We start from the raw sequence: 20846 nt of genomic DNA on the forward strand, positions 1-20846 counted from the left end.
ACGTGAATAGAACCGAATTCATCATTGCAACTGCGGTCATTCTATTTGTTGCTTTCGCTTTGGGATGGTTTGCGAGTTGGCTGGTCAATCGGTTCACGCGTGTGACGAAAGCCGAGATTGGTGAATTAGATCGCATGGCGCAGGGTTTGCATGAGGCGGAAGAAACCCGCGATCAGGCGATTACCTACATGCAGCAGCGCGAAGCTGAGATGACCAATCAACTGACTCAGACAGAGGCGGAATTGCGGGCCGCGATGGATGGGTTGCGGGATGCGCGGCAAGAGGCGGAAGAGTTACGGGCATATGTGGAACGTCAGAACGCTGGCTAGGCGACGCAAGAGATGTGCGCAACGTCAGGTTCGCGACCGACCCCGAGGGCGGCCTAGAATTTTTTCCAGATTCCGCCTTACAGCGCAGAAGGTTTTGTCCTTTGCATACGTCACTATTTCGCGCCCGCCCTGGGGGGCGGGGTCGGTCGCGAACCGGATCGCAAGCGATCCGGGGGGTCTACTTTATGGCTAGGGCCTTGGGGCTGCAGCGCGTTTGAGACGGTCATTAATCGCAGCACCTAGACCGGTGTGTGGAATGGGCGACACGGCGATTTTTGTCACCTCGGCACGATCAAGTTGATGCAAGCAGTCAAAAAGGTTGGCCGCGGCTTCGGTTAGATCGCCAGCACGCGACAGATTGTAGTCCGCTTCGACAGGGCCAAATCCTAAGAGAGTTTCATCGGCTTCAACGGTCTGCGCGTTTAAGCGGACTTCGCCAAGCGGTGCATAGTGGGACGCAAGTTGGCCGGGGGCCGTCGGCGTTTCGGCATATTCTTCTCTTTGCAGTGCGACGCCCAGACACGCTTCTATCGCTTCTAACGGTACGCCTCCGGCGCGGAGCAGTTTCGGTGTGCCTACGCATGAAATGATCGTCGATTCTAATCCTACGGGACAGGCTCCACCGTCGATCACAGCGTCGATTTTGCCGGTTAGGCCGGCCAGAACGTGATCCGCCGTCGTAGGGCTAACGCGGCCTGATGGATTGGCCGATGGGGCGGCGATTGGCATATCGGCGGCCTTGAGAAGCGCCTGCCCGACTGGATGATCGGGGACACGAACGGCAAGTGTTCGCAGACCTGCCGTGACCAGTTTTGAAATCTTTGCATCTGCTTTCAAAGCCAGAACCAGCGTCAGGGCACCGGGCCAGAAAGCTTGTGCCAGACGCAGCGCGGTTTCGTTGAATGCGACATAGCTTTCGGCGGTTTCAGCATCGGCGACATGGGCGATCAACGGGTTAAAACTAGGACGGCCTTTCGCTGCGTAAATCTGGGCGACCGCCCTGTCGTCGCAAGCGTCGGCGCCCAGGCCATAGACCGTTTCTGTTGGAAACGCGATGAGGCCACCGCCGCTCAAGATCGACGCAGCCTGCGCGATATCCTGAGGGGTGGTGCCCAGCATTTGCGTTTTTTTGGATGTCATGACGCTGCGTTTCGATTGATGTGACCCTAGGTAAAGCTAACCTTACCCTCGCTTTCGGATGCATATATTTCGGCAACGCAATTGCCAATACATGCCAGAATCGTTGGAGAGACCAGATGCCTTATCGCGCGCCTACAAATGACTTCCGCTTTTTGATGGAAAACGTTGTCGGATTCAGTCAAGTGTCCGAGACCGAGCGCTTTTCGGAAGCCACCAGCGATATGGTTGATGCGATCCTGACCGAAGCCGCGAAGATGAGCGAAGAAATACTTGCGCCTTTGCAGCGAAATGGTGATTTGCACCCTGCGCATTTGGAAAATGGCGTTGTGCGGACTTCACCCGGTTTTGCAGATGGCTATGCCGCTATTGCTGAAGGTGGCTGGATTGGCATGTCCGCCGCGCCTGAGAATGGCGGTTTGGGATTGCCAATGACGTTGACCACCGCGGTCAATGAGATGATGTCGAGCGCATGTCTGTCCTTGCAGCTGAACCCGCTGATGACCCAAGGCCAGATCGAGGCGTTGGAGCATCATGCGAGTGATGAGATCCTTAATCTCTATGTACCCAAGCTGATCTCTGGCGAGTGGTGCGGCACGATGAACCTGACAGAACCTCAGGCCGGATCAGACGTCGGTGCCTTGCGGTCAAAGGCGGAACCGAATGGCGACGGGTCTTATGCAATTTCAGGGCAAAAGATCTACATCAGCTGGGCTGACAATGACTTTACCGAAAACGTTTGCCACCTTGTGTTGGCCCGTCTGCCGGATGGTGTGCCGGGCACGAAGGGCATCAGCCTCTTCATGGTTCCAAAGTTCATTCCCGATGCAGAAGGTAACCTTGGCGAACGCAACAGCTTGCGGGTTGTGAGCCTTGAACATAAGATGGGCCTTCATGGTTCCCCAACCGCTGTGATGGAATATGACGGCGCGCGTGGTTGGCTCGTGGGGCCAGAGCATGGCGGTATGGCTGCAATGTTCACCATGATGAACAATGCGCGTTTGGGCGTGGGTGTTCAGGGGATTGGCTCAGCCGAGGGCGCATATCAACACGCTCTTGGCTATGCGCAGGACCGCAAGCAAGGCAAAGCGCCCGGGACTGGCACGATCATCGAACATGCGGATGTGCGCCGGATGCTGGCGGAGATGAAGGCGGATGTATATGCGGCGCGTTCGATCGCGCTGATGAATGCGGTGGCGATAGATATGGCGACTGCGACAGAGGATGCGGGCTGGGCTGCGCGCGCGGCCTTGCTAACGCCGATCTGTAAGGCTTTTGGCACCGATGTAGGTATCGACGTGTCGGCCAAGGGCGTTCAGGTACACGGTGGCATGGGCTTTATCGAAGAAACCGGTGCGGCACAGTATTCGCGCGATGTGCGTGTGACTGCGATTTACGAAGGCACCAATGGCATTCAAGCAATGGATTTGGTGGCGCGTAAAATGATGGACGGCGGCGAAGCGGCCTTTGCTTTGATCGAAGAGATTGAAGGCAATGCAGAGGCGGCGAAAGCCTCGCATCCCGAGCTCGCCGAAGCCGTTTGGGGTGCTGCAGAGAGCCTGCGCGAGACGACCGAGTGGTTGGTCGCGCAAGAGATGACAGATCGCTTTGCGGGTGCTGTTCCTTACTTGCGCGCTTTTGCCCGGGTTTTGGGGGCGCATGCGCATCTGAAAACTGCGTTGTTGGGGGATGAGGCGCGCTTGCGTCTGGCGACATTCTACATCAAACGGTTGCTGCCGGAGCATGCTGGGCTGCTTGCCCAAGTGCGCGAAGGCGGTGAGGATGTTATGGCCCTGACTCCGGACGATCTTGCTGCATGATCAAAACACCATTTGAGGTGCCTCCCGCTGAGGGTGAGGCGATTGAGGTTGCCGATGGTGTTTTATGGATGCGCCTGCCTTTGCCGATGGCATTGGATCATGTGAATGTCTTTGCCTTTGATGATCCAGACGGGTGGACGATCGTAGATACCGGTTTTGCTTCGAAACGGTCGCGCGCGATTTGGGAACAAATGCTGGCTGGGCCTTTGGGTGGAAAACCTGTACGACGTTTGATCGTCACGCATCACCACCCAGATCATGTTGGCCTTGCTGGCTGGTTCATCGAGATGGGCGCAGAGCTGTGCATGCCGCGCACCGGTTGGCTGATGGCGCGGATGCTGACCTTGGATGTGCAAGAGGTGCCCTCGCCCGAAGCTGTCACCTTTTATCAGCGGGCAGGTATGGATGCAGCGGTATTGGAACAGCGGCGTGTGGAACGCCCGTTTAACTTTGCCGATTGTGTAGTTCCTTTGCCGCAAGGCTACACCCGCTTGGCCGAAGGGGACACGATCCGATTTGGTGGGCGTGAGTGGGACATTCGGATGGGCAATGGCCATGCGCCGGAACATCTGACCCTATGGAGCCGAGCGGGCGATCTGGTTGTCGGGGGCGATCAGCTGCTGTTGTCGATCAGTCCGAACCTTGGTGTTTACCCGACCGAGCCGGATGCTGATCCGGTGAAGGATTGGATTGAGAGTTGCGAGAAATTTCATCTCTACGCGACCAATGAGCAGTTCATATTGGCGGGTCACAAGGTCCCATATTTCGGTCTGCCTAAGCGGTTGGTGCAGATGATTACCAACCATCACGAGGCGCTGGATCGGCTTTTGGCTTTTTTGGACACCCCGAAATCGGCAGGCGAATGCTTCCAGCCGCTCTTCAAACGCAAGATTGGGAGCGGGGAATATGGGTTGGCTTTGGTTGAGGCTGTGGGCCATTTGAACCATTTGCATCAGACGGGTTTGGCGAGTCGGACCCTAACCGACGAAGGCGCTTACGCGTTTCGTCGTCTTTAAGCTTCTACAAATTCATTCGAACCAAATTTGATCACGCGGTCTGTTGGAACTGAGGACCAAACCTTGGCATCTCCACTGAGTGGTTCAGACGCTATCAACGTGCCACTGTCCCAAGCCGACGTATAGAGAGTCGGACACTTACCGTCAGATGCATAACGCATGGCAAAAAGCGAAACGCCGTCAGAAAAGACGCAAGTCATTCGCACCGGTTTTTCATCTTGTTGAGGTTGGAAATCCTCCAAAGTCTTTGCCCATGCGCTATCGACATTCTGCGTCAAGCCATGCCGAAGCAGAGTCAGGAAAATGAGCTCGCTGTCGGTCGTTCCCCGCCGCGTGTGATAAAGTTCGTCAGGCAGCGCAGCCTCTAACCGCCGCCTTACTCGGTCGATATGCGGGACCTGACCGTTGTGGCAAAAGGACCAATTTTTGTAGACAAACGGATGGCAGTTTTCGCGACTAGTCGCGCCCGCTGTTGAGGCTCTGACATGCGCTATGAAAAGGTGTGATGACACCATCCTGCTTAGACTGGTCAGATTGCTGTCAGACCATGCAGGCATGACATCGCGGTAAACGCCGGGAATAGGGTCGTCGCGCCGATACCAACTCACACCAAATCCATCGCCATTTACAGCGAGTTTCGCCTCCTCAGCATGCTGACTCTGTGTGAGCAGCGAATGAGATGGCTTGACGATGATGTCCTCAAGCGGCCGCGCCGGACCGCTATAAGCAGCGATCCTACACATCTAGTGACGGTTGGTCATGCGGTTGTGCAGCCGCGTGATGATCCGGCTTGCGGTGGTTTCGCATAGGGCTGGAACGACGGCGTGTACCAGAGCGGCACCTGCGGCAACAAACAGCCAGAACGCAAAGCTGGATGCAAAGCGCATATGCTCGAAATAGGTTTCATCAACCGAGGCAGGATGTTCTGTAAACAGCTTCTGAAGTGTTGAAGTCGCCATTGTGATGTCCTTTCCAATAGAATTTCTCGTCCTTGTCAAAATAGATAGCCACTCGCATTTGATTTTTTGTCCCAAATTTACTTTCTTTAGCAAATAATTTGGGATATTTTCTCATCCATGAGCCATGAAATAGACGAAATTGACCGCAATATCCTGAAGGTCCTTCAAAATGATGCTTCCCTGTCTGTGGACGACATCAGCGAAAGAGTCGCCTTATCGCGGAATGCTTGTTGGCGCAGGATTAAGACGATGGAGGCCGAGGGGATCATCAAAGGACGCGTCGCCTTGGTTGATGCGGTGAAAGTTGGTGTTCCTCTGACGGCTTTGGTGCTGATTAAGACCAGCAAGCACGACGCAGATTGGATTCGTGATTTTCAGGCTGTGCTTGCGGCAATGCCCGAAGTTGTTGGCGCCCAGCGCATGACCGGTGATCTTGACTACGTGTTAAGGGTGCGATTGGCGGATATGCCGGCCTATGACGATTTCTACCGGCGTCTGACTTCACGCATTTCTGTATCGGATATGTCGGCAAGTTTCGTTATGGAGGACATCAAAGAAACCACGGCGGTGCCCTTATGACCAATGATGATAACCCGATGAACCAGATTGATACGTCGGCGGAGCAAACTGAAAATGCAGTTATTCCTACGATTCAAGAGGTTTTGAGCGAACATGCCGAAGGACGCGCTGTTCAAGGAGAACTACCGGCGGCGCTGCGAGAGTCACCGAAACAGAAAAGCCCTGCACAATGGGCCTATGAGCGGATCATCCTCTATATCCAGAATTTTGAGAAGCAATTGGACAACAACCAAGAAGTCGGAATGGGCTTTACTGGTGGGGATGCGGGCGTGATCAAGATTGAAGGGCTTGGGTTTTTCGATCCCGATTTGATCACGTTTTATGGGCGCGACGGCACAGGGGCGAAGACGCAATTGGTGCAGCATGTTAGTCAGTTGAATGTCATGCTGCGGGCCAGCCCGAAGGAATTAGATCAAGCCGAACCAAATCGCATCGGCTTCAAATTGGCTGAGGCGTTGGAGCGTGAGGATGATGCGACGTCCTGACCTGCGTTCGGGTCGTGACAAGGGCGCATGAATCATCTAATCGGGACGAAAGATCAAAAAGGGATCACAGACATGGCCGAACATAAGCACGGTGAAATGGATATTTCCGTACAGGAAAAGACATTCGAAGGCTTTATCAGCATGACGACGAAAGCCACGATCGTCATTCTTCTTATCTTGGTATTCCTGGCGCTCGTCGGAGCCTAATGAAACGGCGCGCCTTTTTATTGGGCCTGCCTGCTGCGGGCCTAATGGGGTGTGCGGTATCAACTGTCCGAGCGCCCGACGCTGTCATTCGACAGGCAGCGTTTGTTGGAACCGGACCTAAATCACTTACCCTCTATACGATGAAGAATGTGCGTTCCGGTTCTGGAGCGCATTCGTCATTGCTTATCGACGCCAGCCAGCGTGTTATGTTTGATCCGGCCGGGTCATTCAGTCAGGAGCTAATCCCCGAACGGGATGACGTGTTGTTCGGGATGTCACCTCGGCTGGAGGCCTACTACGCAAGTTATCACGCGCGGTCGTCATTTTTTGTGATTTCGCAGAAGAAAGTGGTCTCGCCGGAAGTGGCCGAGATGGCGTTGGGCCTTGCGTTGTCCAATGGCGCTGTGTCTCAGGCGTTTTGCACGCAGGCGACATCGTCCATCATCAGTCGTCTGCCCGGATTCGAGAGTATTCGGACAACGTTCTTTCCCAACAATCTATCGGACGCGTTTGGGCGCCTTCCAGGTGTTGAAACACGCGAATATCGGGAAAACGACTCCGACGATAAATCGATCGCTGCAGCTCAGATCGATGCTCAGATCAGAGCTGGCCAGTAAGAAATAACCCTGCATACAAGGCGATACCACCAGCGACCATCCCCCACAGCGGGTTTCGGCCCATGTAAGCACCACCCAAAGCACAGAATGCCGCGATGGCGCGGGCGGGATCAAAGACGCCGTCGGTCGCCATTGGCCAAAGCACCAGTGGTGCCACCATCCCAGGTAGCACAGCAACCGGCGTATAGCGCAGCAGTCGCATCACCAAGGGCGGCATGGCGCGATCGCCGATCAGGCCAAGAAACGAGAAGCGGATCAGATAGGTGCAAACCGCGAGGACGGCGATAATGATCCAGATTTCTGTATTGGAGTAGCTCATGCCGACCGCTCCTGCAGTGTCTCAACCACGACACCCGCAACCATCGCGCACAACGCTGCGACGAGGAGGCCGGTGCCCGATGGTAGGCCAACGAGAAGCAGAGCAACCACGACGGAGGTGACGGCCGCGGCGATATGTGCCGGCGTTTTCAGCAAAGGGCCAACCATGGCGAGGAACATGATGGGGACGATAAAGTCGAGACCGTATTCTTCTGGAATAGCGGAGCCGACAAGTGCGCCGACGACTGTGCTACCGATCCAGACCGGGACAATGGGAGACGCCACGCCAAAGAAATAGGCCGTGCGGGCAGCGACCGACAGGTTTGGTTCGGCCTCATATTTTGAGATACTCGCGACGTAGGTTTGGTCAAAATTGAAGTACGCGATCAAGGCCCGTTGCCAAAATGGTGCTGCGCCGATGTAAGGCACGAGGGAGGCAGAATACATTAGCATCCGCAGGTTTACGACCACGCCACCCAGCACAACAAAACCGATGGCTGCGTCCTCTAGCATCAGTTGCAATGCTGCAAACTGAGCTGCGCCAGCGATGACAAGCATAGAAAAGGCGATCGTCTGAGAGACAGCGAGGCCGCTTTCGGTTCCGATAACGCCAAAAAGGAGCGCAAAGGGAAATGCCATCAAAATGAAAGGGGCGCCGTCGCGAAACCCGTGCCAATAGGCGGTTTTCACTGTGGTCGATGACATGGGATTGTCCTAGAAACTTGGGTACTGTTGATCGACCTATCCTTGTTGGAGACGAATGACAATTGGCGCAGTTGCCGGACATAAGCGAATACATCATCGCGCCTGATATTGAGCGGGCGGGGTTAACGCGAGACGTCGTTGGAATGGATGAGACTGGCGCTGCTGTGTCCACGCCGGTGATCGAAGAGCGTCCATTGACGATCTTTTTGAATAGTCAGGAAATCGTTACCGCGATGACGATCGGTGATTATCCCGAATATTTGGCGCTTGGGTTCCTGCGTAATCAGCGGATGCTGGCGGATGGTGAAGAGATCACAGGTGTTGAGTTCGATGAGGAGCTTGAGACCGTCGTTGTGCGGACAGCATCCCAAACGACCTATGAAGAAAAGCTGCGCAAAAAGACGCGCACCAGTGGGTGCGCCGTTGGAACAGTTTTTGGCGATATGATGGAAGGGTTAGAAGGTGTGACGCTGCCGCAGGCAGTGGTGAAAACCTCAGACCTTTATGCGTTGTCGTCCAAGATCAACCGCACGCCGTCGCTCTACCTTAATTCCGGCGCGATCCATGGGACGGTGCTGTGTCAGGGGGATCGACCGCTGGTCTATATGGAAGACGTGGGCCGCCATAATGCGGTAGATAAAGTCGCTGGTTGGATGCTGTCTGACTGCGTCTCGGGCGCGGATAAGACGCTTTATACCACCGGACGGTTGACGTCAGAGATGGTGATCAAGACAGCGATGATGGGGATACCTGTTCTGGTGTCACGTTCAGGATTCACGGCGTGGGGTGTGGAGATCGCTCAACAGGTTGGGATGACGTTGATCGGGCGGATGAAGGGCAAGCGCATGACTTGCCTGTCGGGAGACGAACGGCTTTTGCGAGACGCTGATCTGTCGAAAGTGGTTGAAGAGCCAAAGGGCGCGGGTCGGAAAGCGGCAGGATGAAACAACCCGTAGGCATCATTTTAGCGGGCGGTCAGGCCACGCGGATGGGCGGTGGCGACAAGGGGCTTTTGCCTTTGGGTTCGAGCACGATTTTGAGCCATGTGATTGAGCGGATTGAACCACAGGTTGCCGCTTTGGCGCTGAATGCGAACGGCGATGCGGTCCGGTTCGCTGATTTCGAGTTGCCGGTGCGGGCGGATAGCATCGATGGGTTTGCGGGCCCACTCAGCGGAGTGCTGGCTGGGCTGGATTGGGCGGCTGAGGTTGGCGCGAGCCATGTGGTGAGTGTCGCAGCCGATACACCGTTTTTCCCCTGTGATCTGGTGCCGCAATTGATACTGCAGGCGAATGATCAAGGTTTGGCGCTCGCCGCCTCTCCCAGCGGGCGGCAGCCGACGTTTGGGCTTTGGCCGGTCGCATTGCGCGAAGATTTGCGTGGCGCTTTGGAAGGCGGTTTGCGCAAGGTTGTTCAGTGGACGCAGGCCCATGGCGCCGGTACGGCTGAATTTCCCGATGATGCCGCGTTTTTCAACGTGAATACGCCGGACGATCTGGCTCAAGCAGAGGCAATGCTATGAACGTTTATGGTGTTGTGGGGTATAAGAACGCTGGCAAGACGGGCCTGATGGAGCGACTGGTTGTCGAGATGGTGTCTCGCGGGCTGTCCGTTTCAACTGTGAAACATGCGCATCATACATTTGACGTCGATCAGCCCGGCAAGGACAGCTATCGCCATCGGGTTGCGGGGGCGTCGCAAACCTTATTGTCTTCGGGCAACCGTTGGGCGCTGTTGAGCGAGCTGCGAGGCGCGCCGGAGCCGTCGTTGCAGGAGTTGTTGGCGCAGTTGGCTCCGGTAGATCTAGTCTTGGTGGAAGGGTATAAGCGCGACGGCCATCCGAAGATCGAGGCCTATCGAGAAGAGACAGGACACCCTTTGATTTGTTCGGAGGATGAAAGCGTGCGGGCGGTGGCGGCGGATTTTGAGTTGGAGTGTCCGGTGCCTCTATTCGATTTGAACGACACCAAGGCGATCGCGGACTTTATCCTAACCGATCTGGGTTTATGACCTTCGAAGCGGTTGTCATTGTTGATTGGTCTGGCGGCAATGACCGCGGAGCGAAGCCGACCAAGGACGCAATTTGGGCCTGTGTGGCGCGTGATGGCTCGTTGGCGGAGCCGGTTTATTTTCGCAATCGGCAGGTGTTTGAGCCTTGGTTTCACGACCTGATCGCAGAAGAGATTTCTGCCGGTCGGCGGGTGTTTGCGGGGTTTGATTTTCCGTTTGGCTACCCGCAAGGGTTTGCGAAAGCAGTCACCGGTGAAAACGATCCGTTCGCGCTTTGGCGGTGGTTGGAGGGGCGGATTGTCGATGCGCCTGCCACCAATAACCGGTTCGAAGTGGCCTCCGAATTAAATGCGCTCTGCGAAGGCGCCGGGCCGTTTTGGGGGAATGCAACGAAGTCCGATTGGCCTGATTTGCCGCGTAAAGGATTGGCGCGCGCAGGGCACGGTTGGCCAGAAAAGCGGCAGGCGGAGCAATTGGCGAAGGGCGCGTTCACGGTCTGGCAATTGGCAGGGGCTGGATCTGTTGGGTCGCAAACCCTGATGGGGCTGCCTGTGCTCGAAAGGGTGCGTCGGGCCTTTGGGCGGCACGTATCGGTTTGGCCGTTGGAACCGACGGAGAGGGAGGTGGTTTTGGTAGAGGTTTGGCCGTCATTGCTTGCCGATCATATTGCCGCAACACTGCCAGAGGGAGAGATCAAGGATCGGCATCAGGTGCGCGTATTGGCGCAGGCGATCAGTCAGTTGCCAGAGGCCGCGATGTCGCAGATGATGGCGGTGCCGCGCACAGAGGAAGGGTGGATTTTCGGGTTGGGTCACGAAGAGACATTGAAAGAGGCTGCAAGTTTGCGTCCTCCGCCACTGCGGAACGACTGTTTCGCCATGCCGCAGGGGGCTTATTGGACGCCCGAGGCAGAGGCATTGGCGCACCTGAGAACCCATTTGGCTGGGGTGAAAGCTATCGAGCGTCGTGCCGTGGCCGATTGTGCGGGTTTGTTTTTGGCAGAGGATGTGACGGCGGAACGGTCGCATCCGCCGACGCCCAATTCAGCGGTGGATGGCTATGCGGTTAAAGGGCCGATTCCAGAGGGTGCGCACGTCCTACCGCTCGTTGACGGACGCGCAGCGGCTGGTGATCCGTTTGAAGGCGTGGTGCCGGAGGGCCATGCGCTTCGGATATTGACGGGAGCGGCTGTGCCGGAGGGCGTTGACACAGTCATTTTGCAAGAGGATGTGAACAGCGACAGGACGCAGATCGCTTTTCATGGGCCTTTGAAGGCTGGGTCCAACGCCCGCAAGGTTGGAGAGGATATGACGGCCGGTGAGGTGATATTTGCGAAGGGTCGTAAGCTGACACCCGCCGATCTGGGAACATTAACCGCCGCGGGTGTTGCCGAGGTTGCGGTCTTTGAGCGCCTGCGCGTCGGGGTGTTGTCGACGGGGGATGAGCTGCGAAACGCAGATGAATCCGCATCCGATGCTGACATCTATGACGCAAATCGCCCGATGCTTCTGGCGAATAGCCGTAGCTGGGGATTTGAGCCGGTTGATCTGGGGCGTGCGACCGATGATCGGGAGGTTTTGCGGGGCATCTTGGATAAAGCATCCGAAACCTGCGACGCGATCCTGACCTCTGGCGGCGCGTCTGGTGGGGATGAGGATCATGTTTCAGCTTTATTGAAAGACACTGGATCCTTTGCTCTGTGGCGTATTGCAATAAAGCCGGGGCGGCCTTTGGCGCTTGGCCTTTGGAATGAGGTTCCTGTTTTTGGGCTGCCGGGAAATCCGGTTGCGGCGCAGGTCTGTTCACTGGTTTTCGCACACCCTGCGTTGACGGTTTTGGCGGGTGGCGCATGGTCGGAACCGGCGGCGTTTCCGCTGCCAGCCAATTTTTCGAAATCTAAGAAAGACGGACGCGTGGAATATTTGCGCGCTCGCGTCCAAGAGGGTCGGGTTCACATCTTCCCATCCGAAGGATCGGGGCGGATTTCAGGGCTGAGTTGGTCCACCGGCCTTGTCCGTCTGCCGCAGGAAGCGGCGACGATCAATGAGGGTGACTTGGTCGAATTCCTCCCTTACGCGACGTTTCAATAATGCAGATCAGAGCGGGCTTTGACGCCAAAGACCAAAGGCGCGCGGCGGAGCTTTATTGGGACGCGTTTGGGGGTAAGCTGGGGCGTGTTTTAGGACCTCGGACCAAAGCTTTAGCGTTCTTTGAACGCGTCATACGGGCGGATCATGCGATCTCGGCGTATACTGAGGACGGTACGCTTTTGGGGATTGCGGGATTCAAAACACCTAAGGGCGCGTTAGCCGATGGATCGTTTCGCGACATGCGGGCGGTTTATGGTCTGTTGGGCGCAAGCTGGCGCGTCGGTCTTATCGCGCTACTTGAAAGGGATGTTGAGAATAAGAGCTTTCTGATGGACGGGATTTTTGTATCCGATGAATCCCGCGGTCAGGGTGTTGGAACGCAGCTTTTGGATGCCGTCAGGCGAGAGGCGGAGCGGCGCGGCTATCGCTCTGTCCGGTTAGATGTCATTGATACCAATCCGCGAGCCAAGGCCCTCTATCTTAGAAATGGCTTCGTCGAAAAAGGGACGCAAGAGTTAGGGCCGCTGCGCCATATCTTTGGATTTAAGAGCGCCGCCCGAATGGTCGCGCCTGTGAAGCCAGAAGCGAACCTTGCGAAAAGTGAACCGAGCGGTTTAGAATAACCCACCACCTAACGGAGATCTCCATGCCAGACGGTTCAGTGGCCGTTAAGAAGGGTCGAAAGTTCGACCAAGTCCTCGCCGGAGCCCGCGATGTGTTTATGTCGCGCGGGTTTGAGGGCGCATCTGTCGATGAGATTGCAAAGCAAGCGGGCGTGTCGAAGGCCACGCTATATAGCTATTTTCCTGACAAGAAGCTGCTGTTTATGGAGGTGGCGAAATCAGAATGTTCGAAACAGGCTGAGGAAATCCTGGCTGAAACTTCGGACGATGATCCGCTGGAAGAAGTGTTGTTGCAGATCGCAAACCGTTTTGTGGCGTTCATCACATCCGATTTCGGCCAGCGCGTGTTTCGGATTTGCGTTGCCGAAAGTGATCGGTTTCCCGAACTCGGTCAGGCTTTTTACGAAAGCGGCCCGATGCTGATGCGGGGGCATATGATCGAGCTTTTGCACGCTGCCCAGGATCGCGGTGAGGTTGAGATTGATGATTTTCAACTGGCGTCTGATCAGTTTGCGGAGCTTTGCAAGGCGGATTTGCACCCTCGGATGGTATTTAGCGTATCGCGGACATTCACCAAGGAAGAAACCAGTCGTGTTGCGAACGGGGCTGTGAAGACGTTCCTTGCGCGGTATCAAGCGCCGCGAAGCTGAGCGATTCCTTCGAAAATTCTAAGCTCTTCCTCCGCGAATTCGTCGCTTTCGTCTTCGATTTCTGCGCCGTTCAGCCCGTAAGCGAAGGCTGTTTCGGTTTCGCAGTCGAACCAAACGCCGCCTTTGAAACCGTAGGCTGTACCGAAGTGGCCGATAATGCGGTTGGGGTAGAAGGCAGGTTGGTCGAAAATTTGGAGGCCGAAGCCGTATTGGCCGAACACACCACCTAGGGTGTCGCCCGGTGTTTCTTTGGCCGACCAGAGCGCGGTTTGATCCTTTGATGTGCGCAGTGATTTTGCGAGTGCAAGCAAACCCTCCATCGAGGTGCGATACCCGCCTTGTGGCGAGAAGGCCCAGGTGGTTTCAATAGGTTGATAGGGTGCCATTGGTTTGGGCCATTGGACACCGGTTTCAGCTACGTTCTGGTCGATTTGTGGAAGGAATTTCGGGCCATCGCGCCGATAAGTTGGCGAGGCGCTCGCTCTGCGGTCTGCGGGAACACCTGACCAGTTGAAACCGCCGATGATACCAAAGTTTGCGAGAGCTGCCTCCGCCACTTTATCAAAGCGCTGCCCTGACACCGCTTCGGTTGCGGCGGCGAGCAGGACATAACCCAAGTTGCTGTAAGAGAAATACGTTCCAGGTGGGTTGGGCCAGAAGCATTCGGTGTAGTTCACTTGTGACAGCCGATCAGGGATTTTGCTGAGGTCTATATCCTTCAAACCTGCGGTGTGAGAGGCGATCATCCCGATGGTGATGGGTGTTTCGGGATGATGTGGGTGACGAATTGTCCACCCCAGTAGGTTTGAAATGTCGGCATAGAGCGGGTCAGACAGATGTGCCTCGTCCGCAGCATGTAGAAATGCTCGCGCTGTGATGATTTTGGAGATCGATGCGACGCGGAACATTGTTTGCGTGTCGACCTCAATGCCCTTGGCGGTTTGGGAGGCGTAGACGTCTCGCCCTGTTCGAGACACTGCGAGACCGCAAAAAGCAAAAGGCCCGATACAAGTTCGGGCCAATTTATCAATTCCAGTTTGGATCAATATACCACAACAGAGCGGATCGATTTGCCTGCATGCATCAAATCAAAACCTGAATTGATATCATCCAGTGACATTGTGTGGGTGATCATAGGGTCAATCTCGATCTTGCCGTCCATGTACCAATCGACGATTTTTGGAACGTCTGTCCGGCCACTTGCGCCGCCAAAGGCTGTCCCGCGCCAGCTACGGCCGGTGACCAATTGGAACGGACGGGTGCTAATCTCGGCACCTGCGGGAGCCACACCGATGATGATGCTTTCGCCCCATCCCTTGTGGGCGGCTTCGAGCGCGGTGCGCATGACGCCAACGTTGCCAGTCGCGTCGAATGTGTAATCTCCACCACCACCGGTGAGCTCAACAAGATGACCAACGAGATCGCCGGAAACTTCGGTTGGGTTCACAAAATCGGTCATGCCGAATTTCGTCGCCATTGGCACTTTGTCAGGGTTGATGTCGACACCAACGATCTGATCCGCACCTGCAAGGCGCAGACCTTGGATCACGTTCAAACCAATGCCGCCCAAGCCAAAGACAATCGCGCGGCTACCGATTTCGACTTTCGCGGTATTGATGACCGCACCGATGCCGGTGGTGACACCGCAGCCGATGTAGCAAATCTTATCGAACGGGGCGTCTTGGCGCACCTTGGCTAACGCGATTTCAGGCAGTACCGTGTGGTTCGAAAACGTCGAGCAGCCCATGTAGTGCAAGATCGGTGTGCCATCGAGCATGGAGAAACGGCTCGTTCCGTCGGGCATAACGCCCTGCCCTTGTGTCGCACGGATCGACTGGCACAAGTTGGTCTTTGGGTTCAGGCAGTAGTCGCATTCGCGGCACTCTGGCGTGTAAAGCGGAATGACGTGATCGCCGGGTTGAAGGGATGTAACGCCCTCGCCAACTTCCAAGACAACACCTGCGCCTTCGTGTCCGAGGATCGCTGGGAACAGGCCTTCGGGGTCTGCGCCGGATAATGTGAATTCGTCCGTGTGACAGATACCCGTCGCTTTAATCTCGACAAGAACCTCACCCGCTTTTGGGCCGTCGAGGTTCACTTCCATCACTTCAAGTGGTTTGCCCGCTTCAAGAGCAACAGCCGCACGTGTCCGCATTCCAAAACCTTCCTATGTTCTTTGCGACAAAGGTTCCGCGAAGTGCCGATCAATTTCAACTGATTTAGTGCGCACAGCTGGGACGGCTTGAGCTGGAACCCTATCTTTTTCATAATGTAGAGATGAAACGCTTGGCCATCCTCCTCTTTTGCGTCGCCTGTGCGCCGACAACCGCCATCCTGCCACCAGCAAGCGAGGATACCTGTAATGCCGCGGCCCATGCTGGCTTGATTGGGCAACCTGATACGGATCTGGAGCGCGTGCTTATCCTCGGACCGGTGCGGGTTATTAGGCCGGATTCAGTAGTGACAGCGGATTTCCTCGCCGAGCGGATCAACTTCGTCATAGACGAAAGCGGTACCATTACAGCAATCAGGTGTGGGTGAAGTTAAGCGAATGCGCTCGGAACCACGGCTTGGGTGGGGGCAAATAAAATCGCGATCCCGAGCTAGCATTCGCTATGTATACTAGATGATGTTGGAGTCTGGCAGGGTTGCGAAGCGCCAATGTCAGGGACTAGGTCATTTCAGGGCATGATCGTGGCAGAGCTTGCTAAACCGCGCAAAAACAGCAAATGTTTTGGAATGACGATCCAACCTCCCATTCCATTTGTCGCTAAGGGCCAAGAGCAAGTGGCCTTTCATCGAACTGAGCTTGCACCGATTCTGGGGCTATATGGCCGTATGGTTGCAGCCGGTGAATGGCGTGATTATGGCATCAGCAATTTGCGAGAGGTTGCGGTGTTTTCCGTGTTTCGCCGCACGGCTGAGCATCCTTTGTACCGGATCGAGAAGCGGCCGAAACTGCGGTTGAAGCAGGGGCAATACGCTGTTGTGGGGATGGACGGCCGTATTTTGAAGCGCGGGAATGATCTGCGTCAGGTCTTACGGGTTTTAGAGCGCAAACTGATCCGAGCTGTGGACTAAGAAATCCTCTTATGGGCTATCATTTGCCCATCGCCTTGCGCTTCGATCCTGAGTTTGGCTTGTTCTAACGGTTCGTAGCGGCATGCCATGTGATGCGCATTGGCGTGCAGCATAACGTCTTCATCGACCATGATCCCAACATGTCCGTTCCAGAACATGAGGTCTCCGCGTTGGGGTTTGGAGTCTGAGGCGAGATGTGTTCCAAAGTGGTCTCTTTGCAGGTCACTATCGGCGGGAACAACCAACCCGCAGGCGGTGAAGGCTTCGGCAATAAGACCCGAGCAATCAACGCCACGCGTGGAATTTCCGCCCCAGAGGTACGGCACTCCGAAAAACAGCTGAGCCGCCGCGACGGGATCCGTCAAAGGGCGGTCCAATGGGCGCAGGTGGGCTTTGGGGATGAAGCCGGCGTCGGTTTCGAAGTATTTTCTGCGCTCATCAAGGACGGTGACACCGGCACGGAATGGGAGTGACGAAACGGTGGAGCCTTTCAAATCCTCGGCTTCATAGCCGTGGGTGGCGGCAGTGCAGACGAAATGTGTCTTGCCTATGTATTCTGACACTTGGGCTTCGCCGACGTAACCGACGTAGCCAGTTGCGCATTCGATGAACGCCCAACCTTTGTGGACGTCCAGCGTTAGGATTTTTTCGCCTCTGAGAAGCTGCCGATCCCGCGCGCCGTTTGGAGCGGCGCAAAGGTCAGCGACTTCGGTGATCACCTGCTCCGGTGTGCCGCCGGTGAGTATTACGCCGTCCGGTGGATTGGCCATCCCGCGTTTGGCCACGCGATCATTGGCAGGTGTGAGGCGGCGGTCGGTCACAGATTCAGCATTTTGGGTAGAGCATCCAGAACCGCACGAGCGCCCATGCCGACGCCGCCTTTTGGACGGGCCGGGGCAGAGGACGGTTGCCAGCCGTAGATATCGAAGTGCATGTATCTGGCGTCTACAAAGCGCCGCAAGAAAAGTGCCGCAGTGATACTGCCCGCAAAGCCGCCTTTAGGCGCATTGTCGAGGTCGGCGATTCCGGGCTCGATCATGCTTTCGTACGGATCATGGAACGGCATCCGCCACACGGGATCAGCCACCTTTGCGGCGCTTTCGGCGAGAGCTGAGGCGTCTGCGTCGTGGTCGGTGTAAAACGGGGAGAGGTCAGGTCCGACGGCAACGCGTGCGGCACCTGTCAGGGTGGCCATAGAGATCACGAGGTCTGGGCTGTCTTCATCCGCATAGGTGAGCGCGTCGGCAAGGACCAGACGGCCTTCGGCGTCGGTGTTGTTGATCTCAACGGTGAGGCCCTTGCGGGAGGTCAGAATATCCTGCGGCCGGAAAGCGTTGCCATCGATGCTGTTTTCAACAGCGGGGATTAGGACGCGAAGCTGGATCGGCATCTTGGTCGCCATGATCATATGAGCGAGGCCCAGAACGGTGGCCGCGCCGCCCATATCCTTTTTCATCAATCCCATTGACCCGCCGGGTTTGATGTTGAGGCCACCTGTGTCAAAGCAGACGCCTTTTCCCACGAGTGTGAGCTTTGGCCCGCTGTCCCCCCATCTCATGTCGATCAAACGCGGTGGGCTTATTGAAGCGCGCCCGACGGTGTGGATCATGGGGAAGTTTTGGGCGATCAGATCGTCGCCTTCGATAATAGAGATCGTTGCGCCATGTCTTTGCGCAAGCTCCGAAGCCGAATTTGCGAGCTCTACCGGCCCCATGTCGCTTGCTGGCGTGTTGATGAGGTCGCGCGTCAGGCACTCGCCTTCAGCAATGGCCTCCAGTGCTTGGGCATTCACACCAGTCGGTGCGATCAGATTGGGGTGTGTGGTGGGTGTTCCGGCATAACGTGTGAAGCTGTAGGCAGAAAGGAGCCAGGCCAGCGCAAATTCGTTTGCCGCCTCGTCATCTAAATCTGTTGCCAGCTGATACGTACCGTCTGGCAATGATTTGCTCCCACCGCCAAGTGCGAACCTTGAACGTGCTTGCGCCGCGGCTGTGCCCGAGCCGATTAATGCGCAGTCGGTTTGTCCATCCGCCCCGGGAACGAGGAGCGTCTTTCCGAGCGCGCCTTCAAAGCCGGTATTCGCTGCCCATGCCTGCGCACTTTCAGGGGCTGCAGAAATATCCCCCTTAGGCACGACATAGATCGGGATGGCTGTATGGGTGGGGGTGGCGAATTTGGCGGTCATGGCGGCGTCCTTTTTTTCGAAATCTAAAGACCGCGTACCGGACGACAACCCTCAATTTTCGTCGAAGACCCGCCAGATAGTTTCGACAGACGCGTCCAAACAGCGATCAATCCGTTGGAACGTGGCAGACATTGTGACGGCATTCTCAGTAGTGACTGCCCCGCGAAACGCCTCAACGGCTGCTGAAAGAGACGTCAAACCCGCGCCATCGCTGATCTTGTGCAAGCGTCGCGCTAATGGGCGCAGGTCTTCCAACTGAGATTCGGACCATAGAAGCCGCAGTCTTTCGATTTTTGCAGCCATATCTTCGAGCGCGGCAAAAACCACATCCTCTGCAACGTCCGGCCCCCGACTGCATAGGAGAGCGGTGAAATCACTCATGTCGATTTCGCACTCACAAGGTATGTTGAGGGGAACGACGGGCCGAAGATGAGAGCGGTCTAATCTAGCGTGGGCAACATTTGTTTTCATGCAGACGGTGGTAGATGAAGGCGGTTTGAACTTTGTTGAAGTCCCAGAACTTTGTCGTTCAAACTTCACTGAAGTCTTAGGTTCTCGCCGTCAAATATTCGGAACGAAGCCTTACTTTGAGCAAGATCCAATCAGCGCCGTACGGGGTAAGGCCAAAGAAAAACGGGGTGCCCTAGGGCACCCCATTGTCAACACTCGTCAAAAACTTGTGTGTGGCTATCGGCAGCGTATCCCAGCAAATCAACGTGCCCCCAGGCCCACTGGTCGGGTGCTACACATAACAAAAAATGATTAAGTCCACCCGACTCGGAACATACCACGGGTTGAAGCAAATGCGACCAGAAAACGTCAAAATAAAGGCAAATACTACCCTAGGGTGTATTTTCGGCTTCTATCGAGAACCAGAACGAACGGTTTTTGCGCTACTGTCTCAAACTTGGAAACAATATTGCGACTCACCCCTTCTTGAGGCACCGCTGCCCTAGCACTTCGGCAATTTGAACGGCGTTGAGCGCGGCGCCTTTGCGAAGGTTGTCAGAAACGCACCACATATTAAGTCCGTTTTCGATCGTGGAATCCTGGCGAATACGACTGATGAACGTTGCATAGTCACCGACACATTCAACTGGAGTGACGTATCCGCCGTCTTCCCGCTTATCGATCACCATGATGCCGGGGGCTTCGCGTAGAATGTCGCGCGCTTCATCCTCATCAAGGAAATCTTCGAATTCGATATTGATCGCTTCGGAATGGCCTACGAAAACCGGTACGCGCACGCATGTTGCCGTCACTTTGATGGACGGATCGACGATTTTTTTCGTCTCTGCCACCATCTTCCATTCTTCTTTGGTGGTGCCATCTTCCATGAAGACGTCGATATGCGGGATCACGTTAAAGGCGATCTGTTTCTGGAACTTTTTCGCGGGAACATCATCGGTCGGATTATACATCGATTTCGTCTGATCCCAGAGTTCATCCATGCCTTCTTTGCCTGCGCCAGAAACAGACTGGTAGGTCGAAACAACAACCCGCTTGATCTTGGCACGGTCGTGCAGCGGCTTCAGCGCAACAACCATCTGAGCTGTGGAGCAATTCGGGTTCGCGATGATGTTTTTGTTCTTATAACCTTCAATCGCATCCGCGTTCACTTCGGGAACGATCAACGGCACGTCAGGGTCATAGCGGTAGAGAGAGCTGTTATCGATCACGACACAACCAGCCGCAGCAGCTTTTGGAGCGTATTTCTTTGTGGCGTCCGATCCGACCGCAAATAGGGCCATGTCCCAACCTGAGAAATCGAATGTGTCCAGGTCCTGAGTCACCAAAGTCTTTTCTCCGAAACTCACTTCGGACCCAAGAGAGCGACGGCTCGCAAGTGCCGCAATCTCGTCGACCGGGAATTCGCGCTCAGCCAAGATGTTGAGCATTTCGTGACCAACGTTCCCAGTGGCACCCACAATAGCGATTCTATAACCCATGACCGGCTCCTGTTCAGACGAAGGCGTCTTACAGCGCTCAATTGTTAATGAAAAGGGCGTCGAACCATGAAGTGAACCGTTAATTT

At 55.6% G+C, this 20846-nt stretch carries 26 protein-coding genes; 15 read left to right on the plus strand and 11 right to left on the minus strand.

Annotated elements, in window-relative coordinates; all coding sequences use genetic code 11:
* Positions 1-2: 2 nt before the first annotated feature.
* Positions 3-329, plus strand: a complete 327-nt coding sequence (locus BUA85_RS09290) for a hypothetical protein (protein WP_072900667.1) — start codon at positions 3-5, stop codon at positions 327-329.
* 189 nt (positions 330-518) lie between these two features.
* Here BUA85_RS09290 and BUA85_RS09295 read toward each other — a convergent pair whose 3' ends face one another.
* Positions 519-1469, minus strand: a complete 951-nt coding sequence (locus BUA85_RS09295; protein WP_072900668.1) for an L-threonylcarbamoyladenylate synthase — start codon at positions 1467-1469, stop codon at positions 519-521.
* A gap of 116 nt (positions 1470-1585) precedes the next feature.
* On the opposite strand from BUA85_RS09295, the gene BUA85_RS09300 reads away from it, so the two are divergent.
* On the plus strand, positions 1586-3286 hold the full coding sequence (locus BUA85_RS09300; RefSeq protein ID WP_072900669.1) for an acyl-CoA dehydrogenase: 1701 nt from the start codon (positions 1586-1588) through the stop codon (positions 3284-3286).
* Complete coding sequence (locus tag BUA85_RS09305; RefSeq protein WP_072900670.1) at positions 3283-4302, plus strand: MBL fold metallo-hydrolase; 1020 nt, start codon at positions 3283-3285, stop codon at positions 4300-4302. The genes BUA85_RS09300 and BUA85_RS09305 overlap by 4 nt, the downstream gene beginning before the upstream one ends.
* Here BUA85_RS09305 and BUA85_RS09310 read toward each other — a convergent pair.
* Together BUA85_RS09310 and BUA85_RS09315 are read right to left on the minus strand one after the other, a co-directional pair.
* On the minus strand, positions 4299-5045 hold the full coding sequence (locus BUA85_RS09310) for a class II glutamine amidotransferase (protein ID WP_072900671.1): 747 nt from the start codon (positions 5043-5045) through the stop codon (positions 4299-4301). The genes BUA85_RS09305 and BUA85_RS09310 overlap by 4 nt on opposite strands.
* The gene (locus tag BUA85_RS09315) at positions 5046-5261 is read right to left on the minus strand and encodes a DUF6356 family protein (RefSeq protein ID WP_072900672.1); all 216 of its coding nucleotides are present in this window, start codon (positions 5259-5261) and stop codon (positions 5046-5048) included.
* A gap of 117 nt (positions 5262-5378) precedes the next feature.
* Here BUA85_RS09315 and BUA85_RS09320 point away from each other — a divergent pair, with 117 nt between their 5' ends.
* From BUA85_RS09320 to BUA85_RS09335, 4 genes are all read left to right on the plus strand, one after another.
* Positions 5379-5840 (plus strand): Lrp/AsnC family transcriptional regulator, encoded by a 462-nt coding sequence (locus tag BUA85_RS09320; protein ID WP_072900673.1) that lies wholly within the window; start codon positions 5379-5381, stop codon positions 5838-5840.
* Positions 5837-6325 carry a DUF6173 family protein gene (locus BUA85_RS09325; protein ID WP_242649035.1) on the plus strand — a complete coding sequence of 163 codons (489 nt, stop codon included), beginning with the start codon at positions 5837-5839 and terminating at the stop codon, positions 6323-6325. The genes BUA85_RS09320 and BUA85_RS09325 overlap by 4 nt, the downstream gene beginning before the upstream one ends.
* Before the next feature lie 72 nt (positions 6326-6397).
* Entirely contained in the window at positions 6398-6532 is a 135-nt protein-coding gene (locus BUA85_RS09330) for an aa3-type cytochrome c oxidase subunit IV (RefSeq protein ID WP_072900887.1), read from the plus strand.
* Positions 6532-7149: a hypothetical protein gene (locus BUA85_RS09335; RefSeq protein WP_207548139.1), complete on the plus strand. Its 618-nt coding sequence runs from the start codon at positions 6532-6534 to the stop codon at positions 7147-7149. Before BUA85_RS09330 ends, BUA85_RS09335 begins: the two co-directional genes overlap by 1 nt.
* Here BUA85_RS09335 and BUA85_RS09340 read toward each other — a convergent pair.
* Complete coding sequence (locus BUA85_RS09340) at positions 7133-7468, minus strand: AzlD domain-containing protein (RefSeq protein WP_072900674.1); 336 nt, start codon at positions 7466-7468, stop codon at positions 7133-7135. The genes BUA85_RS09335 and BUA85_RS09340 overlap by 17 nt on opposite strands.
* Positions 7465-8172, minus strand: a complete 708-nt coding sequence (locus tag BUA85_RS09345; RefSeq protein ID WP_072900675.1) for an AzlC family ABC transporter permease — start codon at positions 8170-8172, stop codon at positions 7465-7467. Before BUA85_RS09345 ends, BUA85_RS09340 begins: the two co-directional genes overlap by 4 nt.
* Positions 8173-8234: 62 nt before the next feature.
* Between BUA85_RS09345 and BUA85_RS09350 the strand changes: the two genes are divergently transcribed.
* From BUA85_RS09350 to BUA85_RS09375, 6 genes are read left to right on the plus strand one after another with little or no spacing between them, the layout of a single operon-like run.
* Entirely contained in the window at positions 8235-9116 is an 882-nt protein-coding gene (locus BUA85_RS09350; RefSeq protein ID WP_072900676.1) for a formate dehydrogenase accessory sulfurtransferase FdhD, read from the plus strand.
* The gene (mobA, locus tag BUA85_RS09355; RefSeq protein WP_072900677.1) at positions 9113-9694 is read left to right on the plus strand and encodes a molybdenum cofactor guanylyltransferase MobA; all 582 of its coding nucleotides are present in this window, start codon (positions 9113-9115) and stop codon (positions 9692-9694) included. Before BUA85_RS09350 ends, mobA begins: the two co-directional genes overlap by 4 nt.
* A complete protein-coding gene (mobB, locus tag BUA85_RS09360) occupies positions 9691-10182 on the plus strand; it encodes a molybdopterin-guanine dinucleotide biosynthesis protein B (protein WP_072900678.1) in 492 nt (163 codons plus the stop codon). The genes mobA and mobB overlap by 4 nt, the downstream gene beginning before the upstream one ends.
* Positions 10179-12272 carry a molybdenum cofactor synthesis domain-containing protein gene (locus BUA85_RS09365; protein WP_072900679.1) on the plus strand — a complete coding sequence of 698 codons (2094 nt, stop codon included), beginning with the start codon at positions 10179-10181 and terminating at the stop codon, positions 12270-12272. The genes mobB and BUA85_RS09365 overlap by 4 nt, the downstream gene beginning before the upstream one ends.
* A complete protein-coding gene (locus tag BUA85_RS09370) occupies positions 12272-12895 on the plus strand; it encodes a GNAT family N-acetyltransferase (protein ID WP_072900680.1) in 624 nt (207 codons plus the stop codon). The genes BUA85_RS09365 and BUA85_RS09370 overlap by 1 nt, the downstream gene beginning before the upstream one ends.
* 23 nt (positions 12896-12918) lie before the next feature.
* Positions 12919-13545, plus strand: coding sequence for a TetR/AcrR family transcriptional regulator (locus tag BUA85_RS09375; protein ID WP_072900681.1), 627 nt, complete (start codon positions 12919-12921; stop codon positions 13543-13545).
* Here the strand turns inward: BUA85_RS09375 and BUA85_RS09380 are convergent.
* Together BUA85_RS09380 and BUA85_RS09385 are read right to left on the minus strand one after the other, a co-directional pair.
* Positions 13527-14522, minus strand: coding sequence for a serine hydrolase domain-containing protein (locus BUA85_RS09380; protein ID WP_165611604.1), 996 nt, complete (start codon positions 14520-14522; stop codon positions 13527-13529). The two genes, BUA85_RS09375 and BUA85_RS09380, sit on opposite strands and share 19 nt — an antisense overlap.
* A 65-nt stretch (positions 14523-14587) precedes the next feature.
* Positions 14588-15700 (minus strand): S-(hydroxymethyl)glutathione dehydrogenase/class III alcohol dehydrogenase, encoded by a 1113-nt coding sequence (locus BUA85_RS09385; protein ID WP_072900683.1) that lies wholly within the window; start codon positions 15698-15700, stop codon positions 14588-14590.
* A 122-nt stretch (positions 15701-15822) separates the two neighbouring features.
* Between BUA85_RS09385 and BUA85_RS09390 the strand changes: the two genes are divergently transcribed.
* Both BUA85_RS09390 and BUA85_RS09395 read left to right on the plus strand, forming a co-directional pair.
* Positions 15823-16086, plus strand: a complete 264-nt coding sequence (locus tag BUA85_RS09390; protein WP_072900684.1) for an I78 family peptidase inhibitor — start codon at positions 15823-15825, stop codon at positions 16084-16086.
* Between the two features lie 198 nt (positions 16087-16284).
* Positions 16285-16626: a DUF2794 domain-containing protein gene (locus BUA85_RS09395; protein ID WP_083526248.1), complete on the plus strand. Its 342-nt coding sequence runs from the start codon at positions 16285-16287 to the stop codon at positions 16624-16626.
* On the opposite strand, the gene BUA85_RS09400 is transcribed toward BUA85_RS09395, so the two are convergent.
* From BUA85_RS09400 to BUA85_RS09415, 4 genes are all read right to left on the minus strand, one after another.
* Positions 16623-17447 (minus strand): C40 family peptidase, encoded by an 825-nt coding sequence (locus BUA85_RS09400; protein WP_072900686.1) that lies wholly within the window; start codon positions 17445-17447, stop codon positions 16623-16625. The genes BUA85_RS09395 and BUA85_RS09400 overlap by 4 nt on opposite strands.
* The gene (locus BUA85_RS09405; RefSeq protein ID WP_072900889.1) at positions 17444-18811 is read right to left on the minus strand and encodes a leucyl aminopeptidase family protein; all 1368 of its coding nucleotides are present in this window, start codon (positions 18809-18811) and stop codon (positions 17444-17446) included. Before BUA85_RS09405 ends, BUA85_RS09400 begins: the two co-directional genes overlap by 4 nt.
* A 51-nt stretch (positions 18812-18862) precedes the next feature.
* Positions 18863-19192 carry a hypothetical protein gene (locus tag BUA85_RS09410; protein WP_072900687.1) on the minus strand — a complete coding sequence of 110 codons (330 nt, stop codon included), beginning with the start codon at positions 19190-19192 and terminating at the stop codon, positions 18863-18865.
* Positions 19193-19737: 545 nt separating this feature from the next.
* On the minus strand, positions 19738-20760 hold the full coding sequence (locus tag BUA85_RS09415) for an aspartate-semialdehyde dehydrogenase (protein ID WP_072900688.1): 1023 nt from the start codon (positions 20758-20760) through the stop codon (positions 19738-19740).
* Positions 20761-20846: the final 86 nt, after the last annotated feature.

The organism is Cognatiyoonia sediminum, from assembly GCF_900129845.1.
GTDB classification, from domain to species: Bacteria; Pseudomonadota; Alphaproteobacteria; order Rhodobacterales; family Rhodobacteraceae; genus Cognatiyoonia; species Cognatiyoonia sediminum.

Coding starts and splice junctions, on each gene's coding strand:
- BUA85_RS09300 (WP_072900669.1), top strand. CDS start 1,586: ATGCCTTATCGCGCGCCTACAAATGACTTCCGCTTTTTGATGGAAAAC.
- BUA85_RS09405 (WP_072900889.1), bottom strand. CDS start 18,811: ATGACCGCCAAATTCGCCACCCCCACCCATACAGCCATCCCGATCTAT.
- BUA85_RS09340 (WP_072900674.1), bottom strand. CDS start 7,468: ATGAGCTACTCCAATACAGAAATCTGGATCATTATCGCCGTCCTCGCG.
- BUA85_RS09310 (WP_072900671.1), bottom strand. CDS start 5,045: ATGTGTAGGATCGCTGCTTATAGCGGTCCGGCGCGGCCGCTTGAGGAC.
- BUA85_RS09375 (WP_072900681.1), top strand. CDS start 12,919: ATGCCAGACGGTTCAGTGGCCGTTAAGAAGGGTCGAAAGTTCGACCAA.
- BUA85_RS09415 (WP_072900688.1), bottom strand. CDS start 20,760: ATGGGTTATAGAATCGCTATTGTGGGTGCCACTGGGAACGTTGGTCAC.
- BUA85_RS09305 (WP_072900670.1), top strand. CDS start 3,283: ATGATCAAAACACCATTTGAGGTGCCTCCCGCTGAGGGTGAGGCGATT.
- BUA85_RS09370 (WP_072900680.1), top strand. CDS start 12,272: ATGCAGATCAGAGCGGGCTTTGACGCCAAAGACCAAAGGCGCGCGGCG.
- BUA85_RS09390 (WP_072900684.1), top strand. CDS start 15,823: ATGAAACGCTTGGCCATCCTCCTCTTTTGCGTCGCCTGTGCGCCGACA.
- BUA85_RS09410 (WP_072900687.1), bottom strand. CDS start 19,192: ATGAGTGATTTCACCGCTCTCCTATGCAGTCGGGGGCCGGACGTTGCA.
- BUA85_RS09335 (WP_207548139.1), top strand. CDS start 6,532: ATGAAACGGCGCGCCTTTTTATTGGGCCTGCCTGCTGCGGGCCTAATG.
- BUA85_RS09315 (WP_072900672.1), bottom strand. CDS start 5,261: ATGGCGACTTCAACACTTCAGAAGCTGTTTACAGAACATCCTGCCTCG.
- mobA (WP_072900677.1), top strand. CDS start 9,113: ATGAAACAACCCGTAGGCATCATTTTAGCGGGCGGTCAGGCCACGCGG.
- BUA85_RS09295 (WP_072900668.1), bottom strand. CDS start 1,469: ATGACATCCAAAAAAACGCAAATGCTGGGCACCACCCCTCAGGATATC.
- mobB (WP_072900678.1), top strand. CDS start 9,691: ATGAACGTTTATGGTGTTGTGGGGTATAAGAACGCTGGCAAGACGGGC.
- BUA85_RS09345 (WP_072900675.1), bottom strand. CDS start 8,172: ATGTCATCGACCACAGTGAAAACCGCCTATTGGCACGGGTTTCGCGAC.
- BUA85_RS09385 (WP_072900683.1), bottom strand. CDS start 15,700: ATGCGGACACGTGCGGCTGTTGCTCTTGAAGCGGGCAAACCACTTGAA.
- BUA85_RS09365 (WP_072900679.1), top strand. CDS start 10,179: ATGACCTTCGAAGCGGTTGTCATTGTTGATTGGTCTGGCGGCAATGAC.
- BUA85_RS09395 (WP_083526248.1), top strand. CDS start 16,285: ATGACGATCCAACCTCCCATTCCATTTGTCGCTAAGGGCCAAGAGCAA.
- BUA85_RS09325 (WP_242649035.1), top strand. CDS start 5,837: ATGACCAATGATGATAACCCGATGAACCAGATTGATACGTCGGCGGAG.
- BUA85_RS09320 (WP_072900673.1), top strand. CDS start 5,379: ATGAGCCATGAAATAGACGAAATTGACCGCAATATCCTGAAGGTCCTT.
- BUA85_RS09330 (WP_072900887.1), top strand. CDS start 6,398: ATGGCCGAACATAAGCACGGTGAAATGGATATTTCCGTACAGGAAAAG.